The following is a 14,991-nucleotide window of genomic DNA, read 5'->3' as shown; positions in this document are numbered from 1 at the left end:
GAAGACCACCATGACGTTCAGGCTTCTGCAGCTTACCGACGACCACGGCCGCCGCAGCGTCGCAGCCAGCGATGGCGAGACCACCCACTTGGTCGAAGGCGTCGAGACGACCTACGGCCTGGCGCTCCAGGCCATCGAGACCGGCACCACGCTTGCCGAGACGGTGGCGCGGCTCGGGCGCGGCGCCGTGATCGACCCGCACGAGGCGCTGGCCGCCGGCCGCATTCTCGCGCCGATCGACCATCCCGATCCCGCCCACCTGCACATGACCGGCACCGGACTGACCCATCTCGGTTCCGCCGAGGGCCGCGACAAGATGCATGCCAAGACCGTCGATGACGCCAAGCAGACCGATTCCATGCGGATGTTCCGGATGGGCCTGGAAGGCGGCAAGCCGGCGGACGGCGCCGAAGGCGTCCAGCCGGAGTGGTTCTACAAGGGCGACGGCACGGCCCTCGTCGGCCCGGGCGCGCCCCTCACCTCGCCGGCCTTTGCCCTCGACGGATCGGAAGAACCGGAACTCGCCGCGATCTACGTCAACGGCCCCGACGGGATGCCGCACCGGCTGGGCTTCGCCCTGGCGAACGAGTTCTCCGACCACGTGACGGAGCGGCAGAACTATCTCTGGCTCGCCCATTCCAAGCTGCGGCCGGCCGCACTCGGCCCGGAAATCCTGGTGGGGGAGCTTCCGGAGGACGTGCGCGGCACCTCCAGGGTGACGCGAGACGGCGTGGTGATCTGGCAGGGCGCGTTCCTGACCGGCGAGGCCAACATGTCCCATTTCATCGCCAACCTCGAGCACCACCACTTCAAGTACGCCCAGTTCCGCCGGCCGGGCGACGTGCACGTCCACTTCTTCGGGACCGCGACGCTCTCCTTCTCCGACGGAATCGCGACCGCACCCGGCGATGTCTTCGAGATCTCCGCGGCACCGTTCGCCCTGCCGCTGGTCAACCCGCTCCGGGTCGCCCCCCCGGTCGAGACCCGCGTGCGTGCGCTGTGAAGGAGCGGCAGCCATGACCCCCTTGCGCATCGGCATCGCCGGGCTCGGCAAGATCGCCCGCGACCAGCACCTGCCGGCGATCGCCGGTTGCGACGCCGTGGCGCTGGTCGCCACTGCGGATCCGGCTGGCGGGCTTCCCGACGTGCCGGAATTCACCAGCCTGGAGGTGATGCTGGACGGCGCCGAGATCGACGCCGTCTCTCTCTGCACGCCGCCCCAGGTGCGCTGCCGCCTCGCCCGCCAGGCCCTTGCCGCCGGCAAGCACGTTCTCCTGGAAAAGCCGCCCGGGGCGACGGTGAGCGAGGTGATCGACCTCGCGGCGTTCGCGGAACGTCAGGGCCTGACCCTGTTCGCGACCTGGCATTCGCGGTTCGCCGCCGCCGTCGAGCCGGCGCGAACGTGGCTCGAAGGCCGGACGGTGCGCTCCGTGGAGATCACCTGGCGGGAGGACGTGAAGCGCTGGCATCCCGGCCAGGCCTGGATCTGGGAGCCCGGCGGTCTCGGCGTCTTCGATCCCGGCATCAACGCGCTGTCCATCGCGACGCGGATCCTCGACCCGTTCTTCCTTGTCAGTTCGCACCTTTCCGTTCCGGAGAACTGCGCCGCCCCGATCGCGGCCGACCTCGCCTTCACCGACGCGAAGGGCACGCCGATCACGGCGGATTTCGACTTTCGCCAGGAAGGCCCGCAGACGTGGGACATCGCGATCGCGACCGACGGTGGCCGCCTCGTCCTGTCGAAGGGCGGCGCGGAGATGCACGTCGACGGCGTCGCCAAAGTCGAGGCGCCGGACAGCGAGTACGCGGCGATCTATGCCCGCTTCGCCGCCCTCGTCGAGGCGGGAACCTCAGACGTCGATCTGGCGCCGTTCCGGCACGTCGCCGACGCCTTCCTCATGGCGCGGTTCGAGACGGTCGCGCCGTTCCACGACGATACACCGGAGGCGCTGGCCCGATGACGGTCCGCAGGCGCCCATTCGGAACGCTGGACGACGGCACGTCCGTCGAGGCGGTCGATCTCGCCGGAGAGGGCATCTCCCTGACGGTGATCACGCTGGGCGCCACGATCGCCTCTCTGCGCTCGCCCGATCGCAAGGGAGCCATGGGCGAGGTGGTGCTGGCGTTCGACAGCCTGGAAGCAAAGGCCCTCCGGCCGCCGTACTGCGGCGCCAGCATCGGCCGCTACGCCAACCGCATCGCCGGCGGACGCTGCGATCTGGACGGCACGACCTTCACGCTCCCGCGCAACGAGGAGCCGAACTGCCTTCATGGCGGACCGCTCGGCTTCCACGGACGGACGTGGACGATCACCGACACGGGCGACGCGCGCGATCCGTTCGTGGCGATGCAGCTCGATTGTCCCGACGGCCAGGACGGGTTTCCCGGCCATCTGGTCGCCACGGCGCGCTACGCGCTGACGGGACCCGGCGAACTGACCATTGCCTACACGGCGACGACCGACCGGCCGACGGTCGTCAACATGACCAACCACGCCTACTTCAATTTGACCGGCGACGACCGAAACACCATCGTCGACCACCGCGTCCGGATCGCCGCAGACGCGGTACTGCCGATCGACGCGACACGCATTCCGACCGGCGAGCGGCGGCCCGTCGAGGGCACGGACTTCGACTTCCGGACGCCGAAGACCTTCGCCGACCGCATTCGAGACACCTCCGATCCGCAGCTGCTGCAGGAACGCGGCTTCGACCACACGTTCGCGCTCGTCGACCGTGAGGACGGGCTGCAGTTCGCGGCGCGGGTCCAGGACGACACCTCGGGGCGGTCGCTTGCCATCCTGACCACCGAGCCAGGCCTGCAGCTCTATTCCGGCGCGCTTCTCCAGGAGGAGACGCCCGGGCGGCGACCCGCCGTGATCCGGCGCTCGACCGGCTTCTGCATGGAGCGCCAGCGCTTTCCGGATGCGCCCAACCGGCCCGACTTTCCATCCGCCCGACTGGATCCCGGCGACACCTGCCGGCAGGTGTCGGTCTACCAACTGAAGACGACGTGAACGGTGCGGCGCGCCGGTTCGAGTGAGAGAGCAGACGGCCATCATGAGCAAGTCGACCGGCCTCAAGGGACAGACGCTGCGTTCGCGCGCCTGGTTCGACAATCCCGCCAATCCCGACATGACCGCGCTCTATCTGGAGCGCTACCTGAACTTCGGGCTGAGCCAGGAGGAGCTCCAGTCGGGCAAGCCGATCATCGGCATCGCCCAGACCGGCTCCGACCTGTCACCGTGCAACCGGCATCATCTGGAACTCGCCAAGCGGGTCCGCGACGGGATCCGTGAGGCGGGCGGCATCCCCATCGAGTTTCCCGTCCATCCGATCCAGGAGACCGGCAAGCGGCCGACCGCGGCGGTCGACCGCAACCTCGCCTATCTGGGGCTGGTGGAGCTTCTCTACGGATATCCGCTCGACGGGGTCGTCTTGACCATCGGCTGCGACAAGACCACGCCGGCCTGCCTGATGGCGGCCGCGACGGTGAACATTCCGGCGATCGCGCTGTCGGTCGGCCCGATGCTCAACGGCTGGTTCCGAGGCGAGCGCACCGGCTCCGGCACCATCGTTTGGAAGGCCAGGGAACTGATGGCCGCCGGCGAGATCGACTACCAGGAGTTCATCCGCCTGGTCGCTTCGTCAGCGCCCTCCACCGGCTTCTGCAACACGATGGGGACGGCGACGACCATGAACTCGCTGGCCGAGGTGCTGGGCATGCAGCTGCCGGGGTCGGCCGCCATTCCGGCCCCCTACCGGGACCGGCAGGAGATGGCCTACCGCACCGGCCTGCGCATCGTCGACATGGTGCACGAGGACCTGAAGCCCACCGACATCATGACCCGGGAGGCCTTCGTCAACGCCATCCGGGTGAACTCGGCGATCGGCGGCTCCACCAACGCGCCGATCCACCTGAACGGCCTCGCGCGGCACCTCGGCGTGCCGCTGTCGGTCGACGACTGGCAAACCTACGGCGAGGACATCCCGCTGCTGGTCAACCTGCAGCCGGCCGGCGAATATCTCGGCGAGGACTACTACCACGCCGGCGGCGTGCCGGCCGTCGTCGCCCAGCTGATGGCCCAGGGCCTGATCCACGAGGACCAGATCACCGCCAACGGCTGGACCATCGGCGACAACTGCCGGGGCGCGGAAATCCTCGACGAGAACGTCATCCGGCCGTTCGACCGCCCGCTGATGCCGGCGGCCGGCTTCCGCGTCCTCAAGGGCAACCTCTTCACCTCCGCCATCATGAAGCTCTCGGTCGTCTCCGACGACTTCCGCAAGCGCTATCTCTCCAACCCGGACGACCCGATGGCCTTCGAGGGGACGGCAATGGTGTTCGACGGGCCCGAGGACTACCACGCCCGCATCGACGATCCGGCGCTCGCCATCGACGAGGACACCATCCTGTTCATGCGCGGCGTCGGGCCGATCGGCTATCCCGGCGGCGCCGAGGTCGTGAACATGCGCGCCCCGGACTACCTGCTGAAGCGCGGCATCCACGAGCTGCCGTGCGTCGGCGACGGGCGCCAGTCGGGAACCTCGGGCTCGCCGTCGATCCTGAACGCCTCACCCGAGGCGGCAGCCGGCGGCGGCCTGGCGCTGCTGCAGACGGGCGACCGGGTGCGCATCGACCTGGGCCGCGGCACCGCCGACATCCTGGTGTCCGAAGAGGAACTCGCAAGCCGTCGCGCGGCACTCGAAGCGGCCGGCGGCTTTCCGTATCCGGCCGCCCAGACGCCCTGGCAGGAGATCCAGCGCGCGATCGTCTCCCAGCACGACACCGGCATGGTGCTCGAGCCGGCGGTGTCCTACCAGCGCATCGCCCAGACCAGGGGGGTGCCGCGTGACAACCACTGACGCGACCGTCCGTGGCGAAGGCGGGCCGCCGCGGGTTGCGGTGGTCGACTGGGGAACTTCGACCTTTCGCCTGTGGCTGCTTGACGAGAGCGGCGGCGTCCTCGCCGAACGGCGCAGCGATCAGGGCATGGTCCGCGCCGCCACGGACAGCTTCGAGACGGTGCTCGAAAGCCACCTCGCCGATCTCGTTGCGTCGCCGGATTTGCCCGTGGTGATCGCCGGCATGGCCGGCGCCCGGCAGGGCTGGCACGAGGCGGCGTACGTCGATGTTCCAGCGCGCCTCGACACGCTGCTGGGACGCGCCGTTGCCGTCCCGGGGCAGGCACGCCCGGTCCGCATTCTGCCGGGCCTCGCCCAGCGCGACCCCGACCGCCTCGACGTGATGCGCGGCGAGGAGACGCAGCTCCTGGGGCTGGCCGCCAGCGGCATCTCCTCGGCGCTCGTCTGTCTTCCCGGCACCCACTCCAAATGGGTGCGGATGGAAGACGCGACCGTCAGCGCATTTGCCACCTTTGCCACCGGCGAACTCTTTTCCCTTCTGGCGGCCCACTCGACGCTCGCCGACGCGCTCGGTCTTCCGGGCGCCCCTTTCGATGCGGCCGCCTTCGCAGACGGTGTCGACGCGGCGTTTGCCGAGCCCGAGCGCATCACGAACCGGCTGTTCGAGATCCGGGCCGCATCGCTGCTGACCGATCGACCGCCGGCAGCCGGACGCGCGCGGCTTTCCGGCCTGCTCATCGGCATCGAGCTTGCCGGCGCCCGTCGGTTCGCCGGCGGCGATGCGCGCGTCCATCTCGTCGCCACCGGCCCCCTCGCCGACCTGTACGCCAGCGCCCTGCCCCGGGCCGGGTTCACGGTCACGCGGGTCGATGCCGAAGAGGCGGTGCGGCGCGGCCTGTTCGCCGCCGCCGGGCCGCTGCTCGCACAGCAGGAGTGCCGGGCATGAAGTCGCCGACCGTCCCCTGGCCGGCGCTTCGCCGCCCGCTCGTGGCCATCCTCCGCGGCATCGCGCCGGACGATGCCGCGGCCGTCGTGACCGAACTCGTCGACGCCGGATTCGAGGCGATCGAGATCCCGCTCAACTCGCCGGAGCCCTGTCGGTCCATCGAGATCGCCGCGAGAACCGCCCCCTCCTCCTGCCTCATCGGCGCCGGAACCGTGCTCGCTGCGGACCAGGTCGACGACGTAGCCCGCGCCGGCGGACGGTTGGTCGTGAGCCCGAACACCGACCGGGACGTCATCGCCCGGGCCGCATCCCGCGGGATGGTCACGATGCCGGGTGTCTTCACCGCCACCGAAGCGTTCGCCGCGCTCGACGCTGGCGCCTCCGCCCTCAAGTTCTTCCCGGCATCGATCCTCGGTCCGGCCGGCATCGCCGCCATCGCCACCGTGCTGCCGCCCGGCACCGCGATCGGCGCGGTCGGCGGCGTGTCGGAGGCCGACTTCACCGCCTTCGCCAAGGCCGGCATCCGCATCTTCGGCCTGGGGTCGAGCCTCTACAGGCCCGGCATGACGCCCGGCGAGGTGGGGACCCGCGCCCGCGCCACCATCGCCGCCTACGACCTGGCGTTCGGAGACCCGACATGACCGAGGAGCGCACGCCTGCCGGCGCAACCATCCTCCATGCGGAGCCGCTCGAACTCGGCGAGGGACCGCGTTACGACCCCGCGACCGACACGGCCTGGTGGTTCGACATCGTCGGCAAGGCGCTCTACGAGCATCGCTTCGCGGGCGCCCGGACGATCCGCCACGAGCTGCCGATGATGGCGAGCGCCATCGCACCGATCGACGCGGAGCGGCAACTCGTCGCCGCCGAGGATGGCCTCTACATCCGTGACGTATCCAGCGGCGCGCTCACCCTGCACCTGCCGCTGGAAGCCGACGAACCGAGCACCCGGTCGAACGACGGCGCGGTCCATCCCTGCGGCGCGCTGTGGATTTCCACCATGGGCAAGGCCGCCGAACCGGGCGCCGGGGCGATCTATCACGCGTTCCGTGGAGAGATCCGGACGATCTTTCCCGGCCTGACGATCCCGAACGCCATCTCCTTCACCCGGGACGGGCGGTTCGCCCATTTCGTCGACACCGCCGTGGGGCGCGTGAAGCGCGTGCGCACCGATCCGGCGACCGGCCTGCCGCTGGGCGAGCCGGAAGTGCTGGTCGACGGATGCGAGGGAGAGGGCGGCTTCGACGGCGCCGTCGTGGATCGCGACGGAACGCTCTGGGTGGCGATCTGGGCGGGCGGCCGCATCGAGAGCTATTCGGCGGCGGGCGACCGGACGGCGAGCCTGACGGTCCCGGCCCGGCAGCCGACCTGTCCGGCCTTCGTCGGGCGCACCGCCGATCGCCTGATGGTCACCACCGCCCGGTTCGGCATGAACGCCGCCGACCGCCGCGATGACCCGGAGGGGGGACAGGTGTTCCTGCTCGACGTTGCGGTGAAGGGCTGGTTCGCTCCGCCGGTGCGGATCGACTGAGCGGTCAGCCCCGGCCCCCGCCTGCCGGCGATATCGCCGCCAGGACCATCGAAAGACCACCGAAAGGCGTAGACTTTATAAGTCATATAATATTATATTTCAACGCTCCGGCGGAGACCGGTACGCAGAACGGGAGGAAAATACGATGAAGATCCTGACCACCCTTTGCGGGGCCGCGGTGGCGGCCACGCTGGTCGCCGCACCGGCATTTGCCGCCGACATGACGGTCGGCTTCTCGCAGATCGGCTCGGAGTCGGGCTGGCGCGCCGCGGAGACGAGCCTGACCAAGCAGCAGGCCGAAGAACGTGGCATCACGCTGAAGTTCGCCGACGCCCAGCAGAAGCAGGAAAACCAGATCAAGGCGATCCGCTCGTTCATCGCCCAGGGCGTGGACGGCATCCTGCTCGCCCCGGTGGTTGCCACCGGCTGGAACCAGGTCCTGGAAGAAGCCCAGGACGCCAACATCCCCGTGATCCTCCTCGACCGCCAGATCGACGCGCCGGATACGCTCTATCTGACCGCGGTCACCTCCGATCAGGTGCACGAGGGCAAGGTCGCCGGCGACTGGCTGGTGAAGACGGTCGGCGACAAGTCCTGCAACGTGGTCGAGCTCCAGGGCACGACGGGTTCCTCGCCCGCCATCAACCGCAAGAAGGGCTTCGAAGAGGCGATCGCCGGCCACGACAACATCAAGATCACCCGCTCCCAGACCGGCGACTTCACCCGCACCAAGGGCAAGGAAGTCATGGAGAGCTTCATCAAGGCGGAGAACGGCGGCAAGGACATCTGCGCCCTCTACGCCCACAATGACGACATGGCCGTCGGCGCGATCCAGGCGATCAAGGAAGCCGGGCTGAAGCCGGGCACCGACATCCTGGTGGTGTCGATCGACGCCGTGCCCGACATCTTCCAGGCGATGGCGGCCGGCGAGGCCAACGCCACCGTCGAGCTGACCCCGAACATGGCCGGCCCCGCCTTCGACGCCCTGGAGAAGTACCGCGCCGACGGCACCGAGCCGAAGAAGTGGATCCAGACGGAATCGAAGCTCTACACCCAGGCCGACGATCCGATGAAGGTCTACGAGGAGAAGAAGGGCCTCGGCTACTAGAGCATGTCCCGTTCGGATCGAAGCGATCCGAACGAAGAGGAATTGCTCAAAGTATTGACTCTGGAGCCGTTTCTTATCGGTCAGGTGTGACCACCCGACCGGAAGAGGCTCCAGGGCCTTCCGTCCCGGCGGCCGGCTTCGGCCGCTCGGAACGGCGCCACTGGTCACAGGTCGTGCCCGTCCCGTCCGGATGCCTCGCTCCGGACGGGATGCCCCACTCCGACCTGGGGCCGCAAGCCCGCTGCCCCCGCCTCCCCGCATCTCCGATACGGAGCGAACCATGACCGGAAGCGCGCCGCGTCTCCGCGCACAGGCCATCACCAAGTCCTTCTTCGGGATCGCGGCGCTCGACGGCGTCGACTTCGAACTCCAGGGCGGCGAGGTGCACGCCCTGCTCGGCGAGAACGGCGCCGGCAAATCGACCCTGATCAAGGTTCTGACCGGCGCCCACCGGCGCGACTCCGGAACCATCGAGCTCGACGGCGCCGCCATCGACCCCCGCGACGTCCAGCACGCCCAGCGCCTCGGGATCGGTACCGTCTACCAGGAGGTCAACCTGCTGCCGAACCTGACGGTGGCGGAAAACCTGTTCCTCGGCCGCGAGCCGAAACGCTTCGGGTTCATCGACACCGGCGAGATCAACCGCCGCTCCCGCGTCCTGCTCGCCGGCTACGGGCTCGACATCGAGGTGACCGCGGTCCTCGAGACCTATTCGGTCGCCGTCCGCCAGATCGTGGCGATCGCCCGCGCGGTCGACCTGTCCGGCAAGGTGCTCATCCTCGACGAACCGACCGCCAGTCTCGACGCCGCCGAAGTGGACCGGCTGTTCGCCATCATCGGGCGCCTGAAGGACCGCGGCCTCGGCATCGTGTTCATCACCCACTTCCTGGATCAGGTGTACCGGGTCGCCGACCGGGCGACCGTGCTGCGCAACGGCCGCCGCATCGGCACCCGCGCGCTCGCCGAGCTGCCGCGCCTCGATCTCGTGTCGATGATGCTCGGACGCGACCTGGAAGAGCAGGAGGCCCGCGGCATTGCCGACGCGGCCGCTCCAGCCGGCGAGACGATCGCCAGCTTCCGCGCCTACGGCAAGTGCGGCTCGGTCGTGCCCTTCGACCTCGATATCCGGAAGGGCGAGGTGATCGGCATCGCCGGCCTGCTCGGATCGGGCCGGACCGAAACGGCGGAGCTTCTTTTCGGCATCGACCAGCCCGACCGGGGCGACCTCACCATCGACGGCGTGCGGCAGTCGCTGTCATCGCCGCGCGCGGCGATCGCCCAGGGGTTCGGGTTCTGCCCGGAGGATCGCAAGACCGACGGCATCATCGACGACCTCTCGGTGCGCGAGAACGTCGTGCTGGCGCTGCAGGCGCGGCGCGGGTGGGCGCGCCCGCTCTCCCGTCGCGAGCAGATCGCGATCGCCGACCGCTACATCGCCGCCCTCGACATCCGCACGAGCGACCGCGAAACGCCGATCAAGTTCCTCTCCGGCGGCAACCAGCAGAAGGTGATCCTCGCCCGCTGGCTGGCGACCAATCCGCGCTTCCTCATCCTCGACGAACCGACGCGCGGCATCGACGTCGGCGCCCACGCCGAGATCATCCGCCTGATCGAGACGCTCTGCGCCGACGGCATGGCGCTGCTGGTCGTCTCGTCGGAACTGGAGGAGCTCGTTGCCTACGCAACCCGGGTGCGCATCCTCGCCGAACGGCGGCATGCGAGCGAGCTGGCCGGCGCGGACGTCACCCTCGACAACATCCTGAAGGCGATCGCCGCGAGCGCCCCCCACCCGGAGCACGCCGCATGACCGGCAGCCTCATCAAGCCGCTCGTGCGTCTCGCGCCCCAGATCGCGGCGCTCGCCGTCATCCTGGCGCTCAACACCGCCATCGCACCTGGTTTCCTGCACGTGTCCTTTTCCGACGGGCGCCTGTACGGCAGCCTGATCGACATCCTCAACCGGGGGGCCCCGACGGCCCTGCTCGCGATCGGCATGACCCTGGTCATCGCCACCCGCGGCATCGACCTCTCGGTCGGTGCGGTCATGGCGATCGCCGGCGCGGTCGCCGCCGCGCTGATCACCTCCGGCTCTTCGCTCGCCACCACCGTGGCGGTGTCGCTCGGCGTCGGCGCCCTGTGCGGCCTGTGGAACGGCGCGCTGGTGTCGATCCTGGCGATCCAGCCGATCATCGCCACGCTCATTCTCATGGTCGCCGGACGCGGCATCGCCCAGCTGGTGACCGAAGGCGTCATTCTCACCTTCAACCACCCCGGCCTGATCTTCATCGGCAGCGGTCACGTTCTCGGGCTTCCGGTGCCGGTGCTCCTGTGGCTGGCCGCCGGCGTCGCGGTGGCCGTCGTGGTCCGCTCCACCGCGCTCGGCCTGATGATCGAGGCCGTCGGCATCAACCGCCGCGCCTCGACCTATGCCGGGGTGCGCACGGGCGCGCTGCTGTTCACCGTCTACATCGCCTCGGGCCTGTGCGCGGCGCTGGCCGGCATCATCGCGGCCGCCGACATCAAGGGCGCCGACGCCAACAACGCGGGCCTCTGGCTGGAGCTCGACGCGATCCTCGCCGTGGTGATCGGCGGGACCTCGCTGCTGGGCGGGCGGTTCTCGATCGCCGGATCGCTGCTCGGCGCGATGATCCTGCAGGCGATCAACACCGGCATCCTGCTCGCCGGCTTCCCGCCGGAGTTCAACCTGGTGATCAAGGCGGCGATCATCGTCGTCATCCTGGTGGTGCAGTCGCCGGCGGCGCGCAACACCATCGCGTTCCGCCGCGCCCGCAGCCGCGCCGCGCGCCCGGCCGCCGCCGTGCAGAAGGTGCCGTCATGACTTCGTCGCGCTACTTCCCGCTGATCACCACCGCGGCGATCTTCGTCCTCGCCTACGCGCTCTGCGTGGCGCAGTTCCCCAACATGCTGTCCACCCGCGTGCTCGGCAACCTGCTCACCGACAACGCCTTCCTCGGCATCGCGGCGGTGGGCATGACGTTCGTCATCCTGTCCGGTGGCATCGATCTCTCGGTCGGCTCGGTCATTGCCTTCACCGGCGTGTTCCTGGCCGTCGGCATGGGCGAATGGGGCATTCCGCCGGTCGTCGCGATCGGCCTCCTGCTCGTCATCGTCACCCTGTTCGGGGCGATCATGGGCGCGATGATCCACTATCTGGAGATGCCCGCCTTCATCGTCACGCTCGCCGGCATGTTCTTCGCCCGCGGCATGGCGTTCCTGGTGTCGACGGAATCCGTGCCGATCAACGCGCCGCTCTACGATGCGCTGCACGACATCTACTGGCGGATGCCGGGCGGCGGACGGCTCACCTTCGTCGGAATGGTGATGCTGGCGGTGTTCGCGGCGGGCATCCTGATCGCCCAGCGCACCCGGTTCGGGCGCAACGTCTACGCCCTCGGCGGCAACCGCCAGTCCGCCGAGCTGATGGGCGTTCCCGTTGCGCGGACGACGGTCAGCGTCTATGCCCTGTCGGGCTTCCTCGCCGGTGTGTCGGGCATCGTGTTCTCTCTCTACACCTCGGCCGGCTATTCGCTGGCGGCCGTGGGCGTCGAGCTCGACGCGATCGCCGCGGTCGTCATCGGCGGCACCCTCCTCACCGGCGGATCCGGCTTCGTCGCCGGCACCTTCATCGGCATCCTCATCATGGGCCTGATCCAGACCTACATCATCTTCGACGGATCGCTCTCCAGCTGGTGGACGAAGATCGTCATCGGTCTGCTGCTGTTTTCGTTCATCGCGCTTCAGCGCGGCCTCATGTGGCTCTCCGAGCGGCGCATCGCGGCGATGCGGGCCCAATCGGCATGACCGGGCTGCTGCAGAGAGCGATCGACGAGCGCGAGCCGCGCACCAGCCACGCCTTCGTGGTGGGCGTGCTCGGCCGCGAGATCGTCGCCGGAATCTTCGCAGCCGGCTCGATCCTGCCCGGCGACAAGGAGCTCGGCGAGCGGTTCGACGTCTCGCGCACCGTGCTGCGCGAGGCCATGAAGACGCTTGCCGCGAAGTCGCTGATCGAGCCGAAGACCCGCGTCGGCACCCGGGTGCTCGAGAAGAGCCGCTGGAACCTGCTCGACCAGGACGTACTGCGCTGGCGCGTCGAGGCCGGCCTCGACGAGACCTTCATCGCCGATCTCGCCACCATGCGGCTGGCCTTCGAGCCGGCGGCGGCGGCGCTGGCCGCCGAGCGCGCGACGGAGGCGGACTTCGACCGGCTCTACGCGATCGTCGACCGGCTCGGCGATCCGGCCAACGACCGCGCCAGCCTGGCCCGCGCCGATCTCGATTTCCACGTGGCCGTCGCCGATCTCTCCCACAATCCGTTCATGCGGGCGATCGGAAGCCTGATCGAGGCGGCCCTTGCCATCGCCTTCAAGCTGTCGTCGCCGGCCAACGATCCCGCCCTCATCCAGGAGACCGCGCGCAATCACCGCACCATCGTCGACGCCATGAAACGGCGCGACGCGGAGGCGACCCGCGAAGCGATGCGGGCGGTCATCGAGGTCGGCGCGGAACGCACCCGCAAGGCGCTCGGCTCGGAGACCCTGGACTGACGTCTCCCACCCATGGGGCGCGGCGCATCGTCCCGGCGCCGCACGAACGCGCGGCGTGCGGAAATCGGCGGGCTGGTTTTTCGTATGCCTGCCGTGCTTGAGCTCTAAGATCGAGGCGTGTCCGCCGTCCGAAGCTCGAGAACGAAAGCGCCGCCCATGACAGCTGCCGCCGACCGTCTTCCCGCCGCCTTCCGCAACACCCTTCGGCTGCCCGTCATCGCCGCGCCGATGTTCATCGTCTCCGGACCGGATCTCGTCATCGCCGAATGTCTGTCCGGCGTCGTCGGCGCCTTCCCGGCGCTGAACGCCAGGGCCCCGGAGACGCTGGACGGCTGGCTCACCCGCATCGAGACGGCACTTGCCGCGGCCAAGGCCGCCGATCCCGAGCGCCGCATCGCACCTCATGCGGTGAACCAGATCGTCCACGCCTCCAATAACCGGCTCGCCGAGGACATGGAGACCTGCGTCGCCCACCAGGTGCCGATCATCATCACCTCGCTGCGCCCGCCCGGCGAAGTCGTGCGCCAGGCCCATTCCTACGGCGGCGTGGTCTTCCACGACGTGACCACCGTCCGCCACGCGGAAAAGGCGCTGGAGGCCGGCGTCGACGGCCTCATCCTCGTGTGCACCGGCGCGGGCGGCCACGCCGGCACGCTGAGCCCGTTCGCGCTGCTCGGCGAGGTCCGCCGCTTCTTCGACGGCCCGATCGCGCTCGCCGGCGCGATCGCCACCGGCGACGCCATCCTCACCGCCCAGGCGATGGGCGCCGATCTCGCCTACATGGGCACCCGCTTCATCGCCACCGCCGAGGCCAACGCCGCCGCCGGCTACAAGGAGATGATCGCCGCGTCCGCCGCCGCCGACATCCTCTATTCGCCCACCTTCACCGGCGTGCACGGCAACTATCTGAAACCGAGCATCGTCGCCGCCGGCCTCGATCCGGACAACCTCCCGGCGGCCGACAAGACCAGCATGGATTTCAGCGCCAGCAGCGCCAAGGCGTGGCGCGACATCTGGGGCTCCGGCCAGGGCGTCGGCACCATCTGCGACGCGCCGCCGGTCGCCCACCTCGTCGACCGCCTGGCCGAGGAATACCGTTGGGCCCGGGACCGCGTCGCGGCGTCCGCCGCGATGTTCGGCGACTGAGCCCGCGACAGGAGACGCCGCCATGGCCGACAGCCTCGTCATCACCGATCCGCATCCGGGCGTCCGCCAGCTGACCATCAGCCGGCCGGAGCGCCGCAACGCCCTCGACAAGGCCACCTATGCGGCACTAGAGGCAGCGCTGACGGCCGCGGCCGCCGACGACACCGTCCATGTGGTCGTCCTGACCGGCGCCGGCGGAGTGTTCACCGCCGGCAACGACCTCGCCGATTTCCAGGACCTGTCCGACGGCGGCGGCCCGAGCGCGGCGCTCGCCTTCCTCGGCGTGCTCTCCACCTTCCCGAAACCGGTGATCGCCGTCGTGGAGGGGTTCGCCGTCGGTATCGGCGTGACCATGCTGCTGCACTGCGACCTCGCCTTCGCGGGCCGCGACACCCGCTTCCGGATGCCGTTCGTCAATCTCGGCCTCTGCCCGGAGGGCGCATCGACCTATCTGCTGCCGCGCATCGCCGGCACCAAGGCCGCCGCCGAGCTGCTGCTGTTCGGCGAGCCGTTCACCGCCGCCCGGGCGCAAGAGGCGGGCATCGTCAACGCGGTGACCGATGACGGCGCGGCCCTCGCCACCGCGCTCGAGAGGGCGGTCGCGCTCGCCGCCCTTCCGCTCGACCCCGTCGTCGCCACCAAGCGCCTGCTCCGCCACGCCACCGCCGGCCCGGTCGCCGAGGCGCTGGCCATCGAGGCGCAGACCTTCCAGACGCTCAGGCGGCAACCGGCGGCGCAAGAGGCCTTCGCCGCATTCTTCCGGAAATAGGACGGGCCCCGGAAGGCCCGCCCCGCAACCACCTCCGGGGGTTCGCGCCCGGACGGGCCGAG

At 69.7% G+C, this 14,991-nt stretch carries 14 protein-coding genes; all 14 read left to right on the top strand.

Translation table 11 applies throughout. The features are described from left to right. Positions 1–10: 10 nt before the first annotated feature. The 14 genes from araD1 (at position 11) to ACSSVZ_RS12805 (ending at position 14,929) form a co-directional block, all read left to right on the top strand. Positions 11–1,003: an AraD1 family protein gene (araD1, locus tag ACSSVZ_RS12870; RefSeq protein ID WP_453970565.1), complete on the top strand. Its 993-nt coding sequence runs from the start codon at positions 11–13 to the stop codon at positions 1,001–1,003. Between the two features lie 13 nt (positions 1,004–1,016). After that, positions 1,017–1,961 carry a Gfo/Idh/MocA family protein gene (locus ACSSVZ_RS12865; protein ID WP_453970563.1) on the top strand — a complete coding sequence of 315 codons (945 nt, stop codon included), beginning with the start codon at positions 1,017–1,019 and terminating at the stop codon, positions 1,959–1,961. Further along, positions 1,958–3,016 carry an aldose epimerase family protein gene (locus ACSSVZ_RS12860; RefSeq protein ID WP_453970562.1) on the top strand — a complete coding sequence of 353 codons (1,059 nt, stop codon included), beginning with the start codon at positions 1,958–1,960 and terminating at the stop codon, positions 3,014–3,016. The genes ACSSVZ_RS12865 and ACSSVZ_RS12860 overlap by 4 nt, the downstream gene beginning before the upstream one ends. 43 nt (positions 3,017–3,059) lie before the next feature. Next, a complete protein-coding gene (locus tag ACSSVZ_RS12855) occupies positions 3,060–4,865 on the top strand; it encodes an IlvD/Edd family dehydratase (protein ID WP_453970560.1) in 1,806 nt (601 codons plus the stop codon). Continuing rightward, on the top strand, positions 4,852–5,811 hold the full coding sequence (locus tag ACSSVZ_RS12850; RefSeq protein ID WP_453970558.1) for a 2-dehydro-3-deoxygalactonokinase: 960 nt from the start codon (positions 4,852–4,854) through the stop codon (positions 5,809–5,811). The genes ACSSVZ_RS12855 and ACSSVZ_RS12850 overlap by 14 nt, the downstream gene beginning before the upstream one ends. Then, entirely contained in the window at positions 5,808–6,452 is a 645-nt protein-coding gene (locus ACSSVZ_RS12845) for a 2-dehydro-3-deoxy-6-phosphogalactonate aldolase (RefSeq protein ID WP_453970556.1), read from the top strand. Before ACSSVZ_RS12850 ends, ACSSVZ_RS12845 begins: the two co-directional genes overlap by 4 nt. Then, positions 6,449–7,342, top strand: coding sequence for an SMP-30/gluconolactonase/LRE family protein (locus ACSSVZ_RS12840; protein ID WP_453970555.1), 894 nt, complete (start codon positions 6,449–6,451; stop codon positions 7,340–7,342). The genes ACSSVZ_RS12845 and ACSSVZ_RS12840 overlap by 4 nt, the downstream gene beginning before the upstream one ends. A 145-nt stretch (positions 7,343–7,487) precedes the next feature. Continuing rightward, complete coding sequence (gene ytfQ, locus ACSSVZ_RS12835; RefSeq protein ID WP_453970554.1) at positions 7,488–8,450, top strand: galactofuranose ABC transporter, galactofuranose-binding protein YtfQ; 963 nt, start codon at positions 7,488–7,490, stop codon at positions 8,448–8,450. Positions 8,451–8,730: 280 nt separating this feature from the next. Next, positions 8,731–10,257: a sugar ABC transporter ATP-binding protein gene (locus ACSSVZ_RS12830; RefSeq protein WP_453970552.1), complete on the top strand. Its 1,527-nt coding sequence runs from the start codon at positions 8,731–8,733 to the stop codon at positions 10,255–10,257. Next, positions 10,254–11,288, top strand: coding sequence for an ABC transporter permease (locus ACSSVZ_RS12825; protein ID WP_453970551.1), 1,035 nt, complete (start codon positions 10,254–10,256; stop codon positions 11,286–11,288). Before ACSSVZ_RS12830 ends, ACSSVZ_RS12825 begins: the two co-directional genes overlap by 4 nt. Then, positions 11,285–12,271 carry a galactofuranose ABC transporter, permease protein YjfF gene (gene yjfF / locus ACSSVZ_RS12820; protein ID WP_453970549.1) on the top strand — a complete coding sequence of 329 codons (987 nt, stop codon included), beginning with the start codon at positions 11,285–11,287 and terminating at the stop codon, positions 12,269–12,271. The genes ACSSVZ_RS12825 and yjfF overlap by 4 nt, the downstream gene beginning before the upstream one ends. Beyond that, the gene (locus tag ACSSVZ_RS12815) at positions 12,268–13,014 is read left to right on the top strand and encodes a FadR/GntR family transcriptional regulator (RefSeq protein ID WP_453970547.1); all 747 of its coding nucleotides are present in this window, start codon (positions 12,268–12,270) and stop codon (positions 13,012–13,014) included. Before yjfF ends, ACSSVZ_RS12815 begins: the two co-directional genes overlap by 4 nt. Before the next feature lie 156 nt (positions 13,015–13,170). Continuing rightward, positions 13,171–14,160, top strand: a complete 990-nt coding sequence (locus tag ACSSVZ_RS12810; protein ID WP_453970546.1) for an NAD(P)H-dependent flavin oxidoreductase — start codon at positions 13,171–13,173, stop codon at positions 14,158–14,160. 22 nt (positions 14,161–14,182) lie between these two features. Further along, positions 14,183–14,929 carry an enoyl-CoA hydratase-related protein gene (locus ACSSVZ_RS12805; protein ID WP_453970545.1) on the top strand — a complete coding sequence of 249 codons (747 nt, stop codon included), beginning with the start codon at positions 14,183–14,185 and terminating at the stop codon, positions 14,927–14,929. Positions 14,930–14,991 lie beyond the last annotated feature (62 nt).

It is taken from the genome of Amorphus sp. MBR-141 (genome assembly GCF_053628695.1).
This window is presented reverse-complemented; position numbering and strand designations above follow the sequence as displayed.

Bases quoted from the DNA above. Each gene is read 5' to 3' on its own strand.
- ACSSVZ_RS12830 (WP_453970552.1), top strand. From the start codon at position 8,731: ATGACCGGAAGCGCGCCGCGTCTCCGCGCACAGGCCATCACCAAGTCC.
- ytfQ (WP_453970554.1), top strand. From the start codon at position 7,488: ATGAAGATCCTGACCACCCTTTGCGGGGCCGCGGTGGCGGCCACGCTG.
- ACSSVZ_RS12805 (WP_453970545.1), top strand. From the start codon at position 14,183: ATGGCCGACAGCCTCGTCATCACCGATCCGCATCCGGGCGTCCGCCAG.
- ACSSVZ_RS12825 (WP_453970551.1), top strand. From the start codon at position 10,254: ATGACCGGCAGCCTCATCAAGCCGCTCGTGCGTCTCGCGCCCCAGATC.
- ACSSVZ_RS12810 (WP_453970546.1), top strand. From the start codon at position 13,171: ATGACAGCTGCCGCCGACCGTCTTCCCGCCGCCTTCCGCAACACCCTT.
- ACSSVZ_RS12840 (WP_453970555.1), top strand. From the start codon at position 6,449: ATGACCGAGGAGCGCACGCCTGCCGGCGCAACCATCCTCCATGCGGAG.
- ACSSVZ_RS12855 (WP_453970560.1), top strand. From the start codon at position 3,060: ATGAGCAAGTCGACCGGCCTCAAGGGACAGACGCTGCGTTCGCGCGCC.
- yjfF (WP_453970549.1), top strand. From the start codon at position 11,285: ATGACTTCGTCGCGCTACTTCCCGCTGATCACCACCGCGGCGATCTTC.
- ACSSVZ_RS12865 (WP_453970563.1), top strand. From the start codon at position 1,017: ATGACCCCCTTGCGCATCGGCATCGCCGGGCTCGGCAAGATCGCCCGC.
- ACSSVZ_RS12815 (WP_453970547.1), top strand. From the start codon at position 12,268: ATGACCGGGCTGCTGCAGAGAGCGATCGACGAGCGCGAGCCGCGCACC.
- araD1 (WP_453970565.1), top strand. From the start codon at position 11: ATGACGTTCAGGCTTCTGCAGCTTACCGACGACCACGGCCGCCGCAGC.
- ACSSVZ_RS12845 (WP_453970556.1), top strand. From the start codon at position 5,808: ATGAAGTCGCCGACCGTCCCCTGGCCGGCGCTTCGCCGCCCGCTCGTG.
- ACSSVZ_RS12860 (WP_453970562.1), top strand. From the start codon at position 1,958: ATGACGGTCCGCAGGCGCCCATTCGGAACGCTGGACGACGGCACGTCC.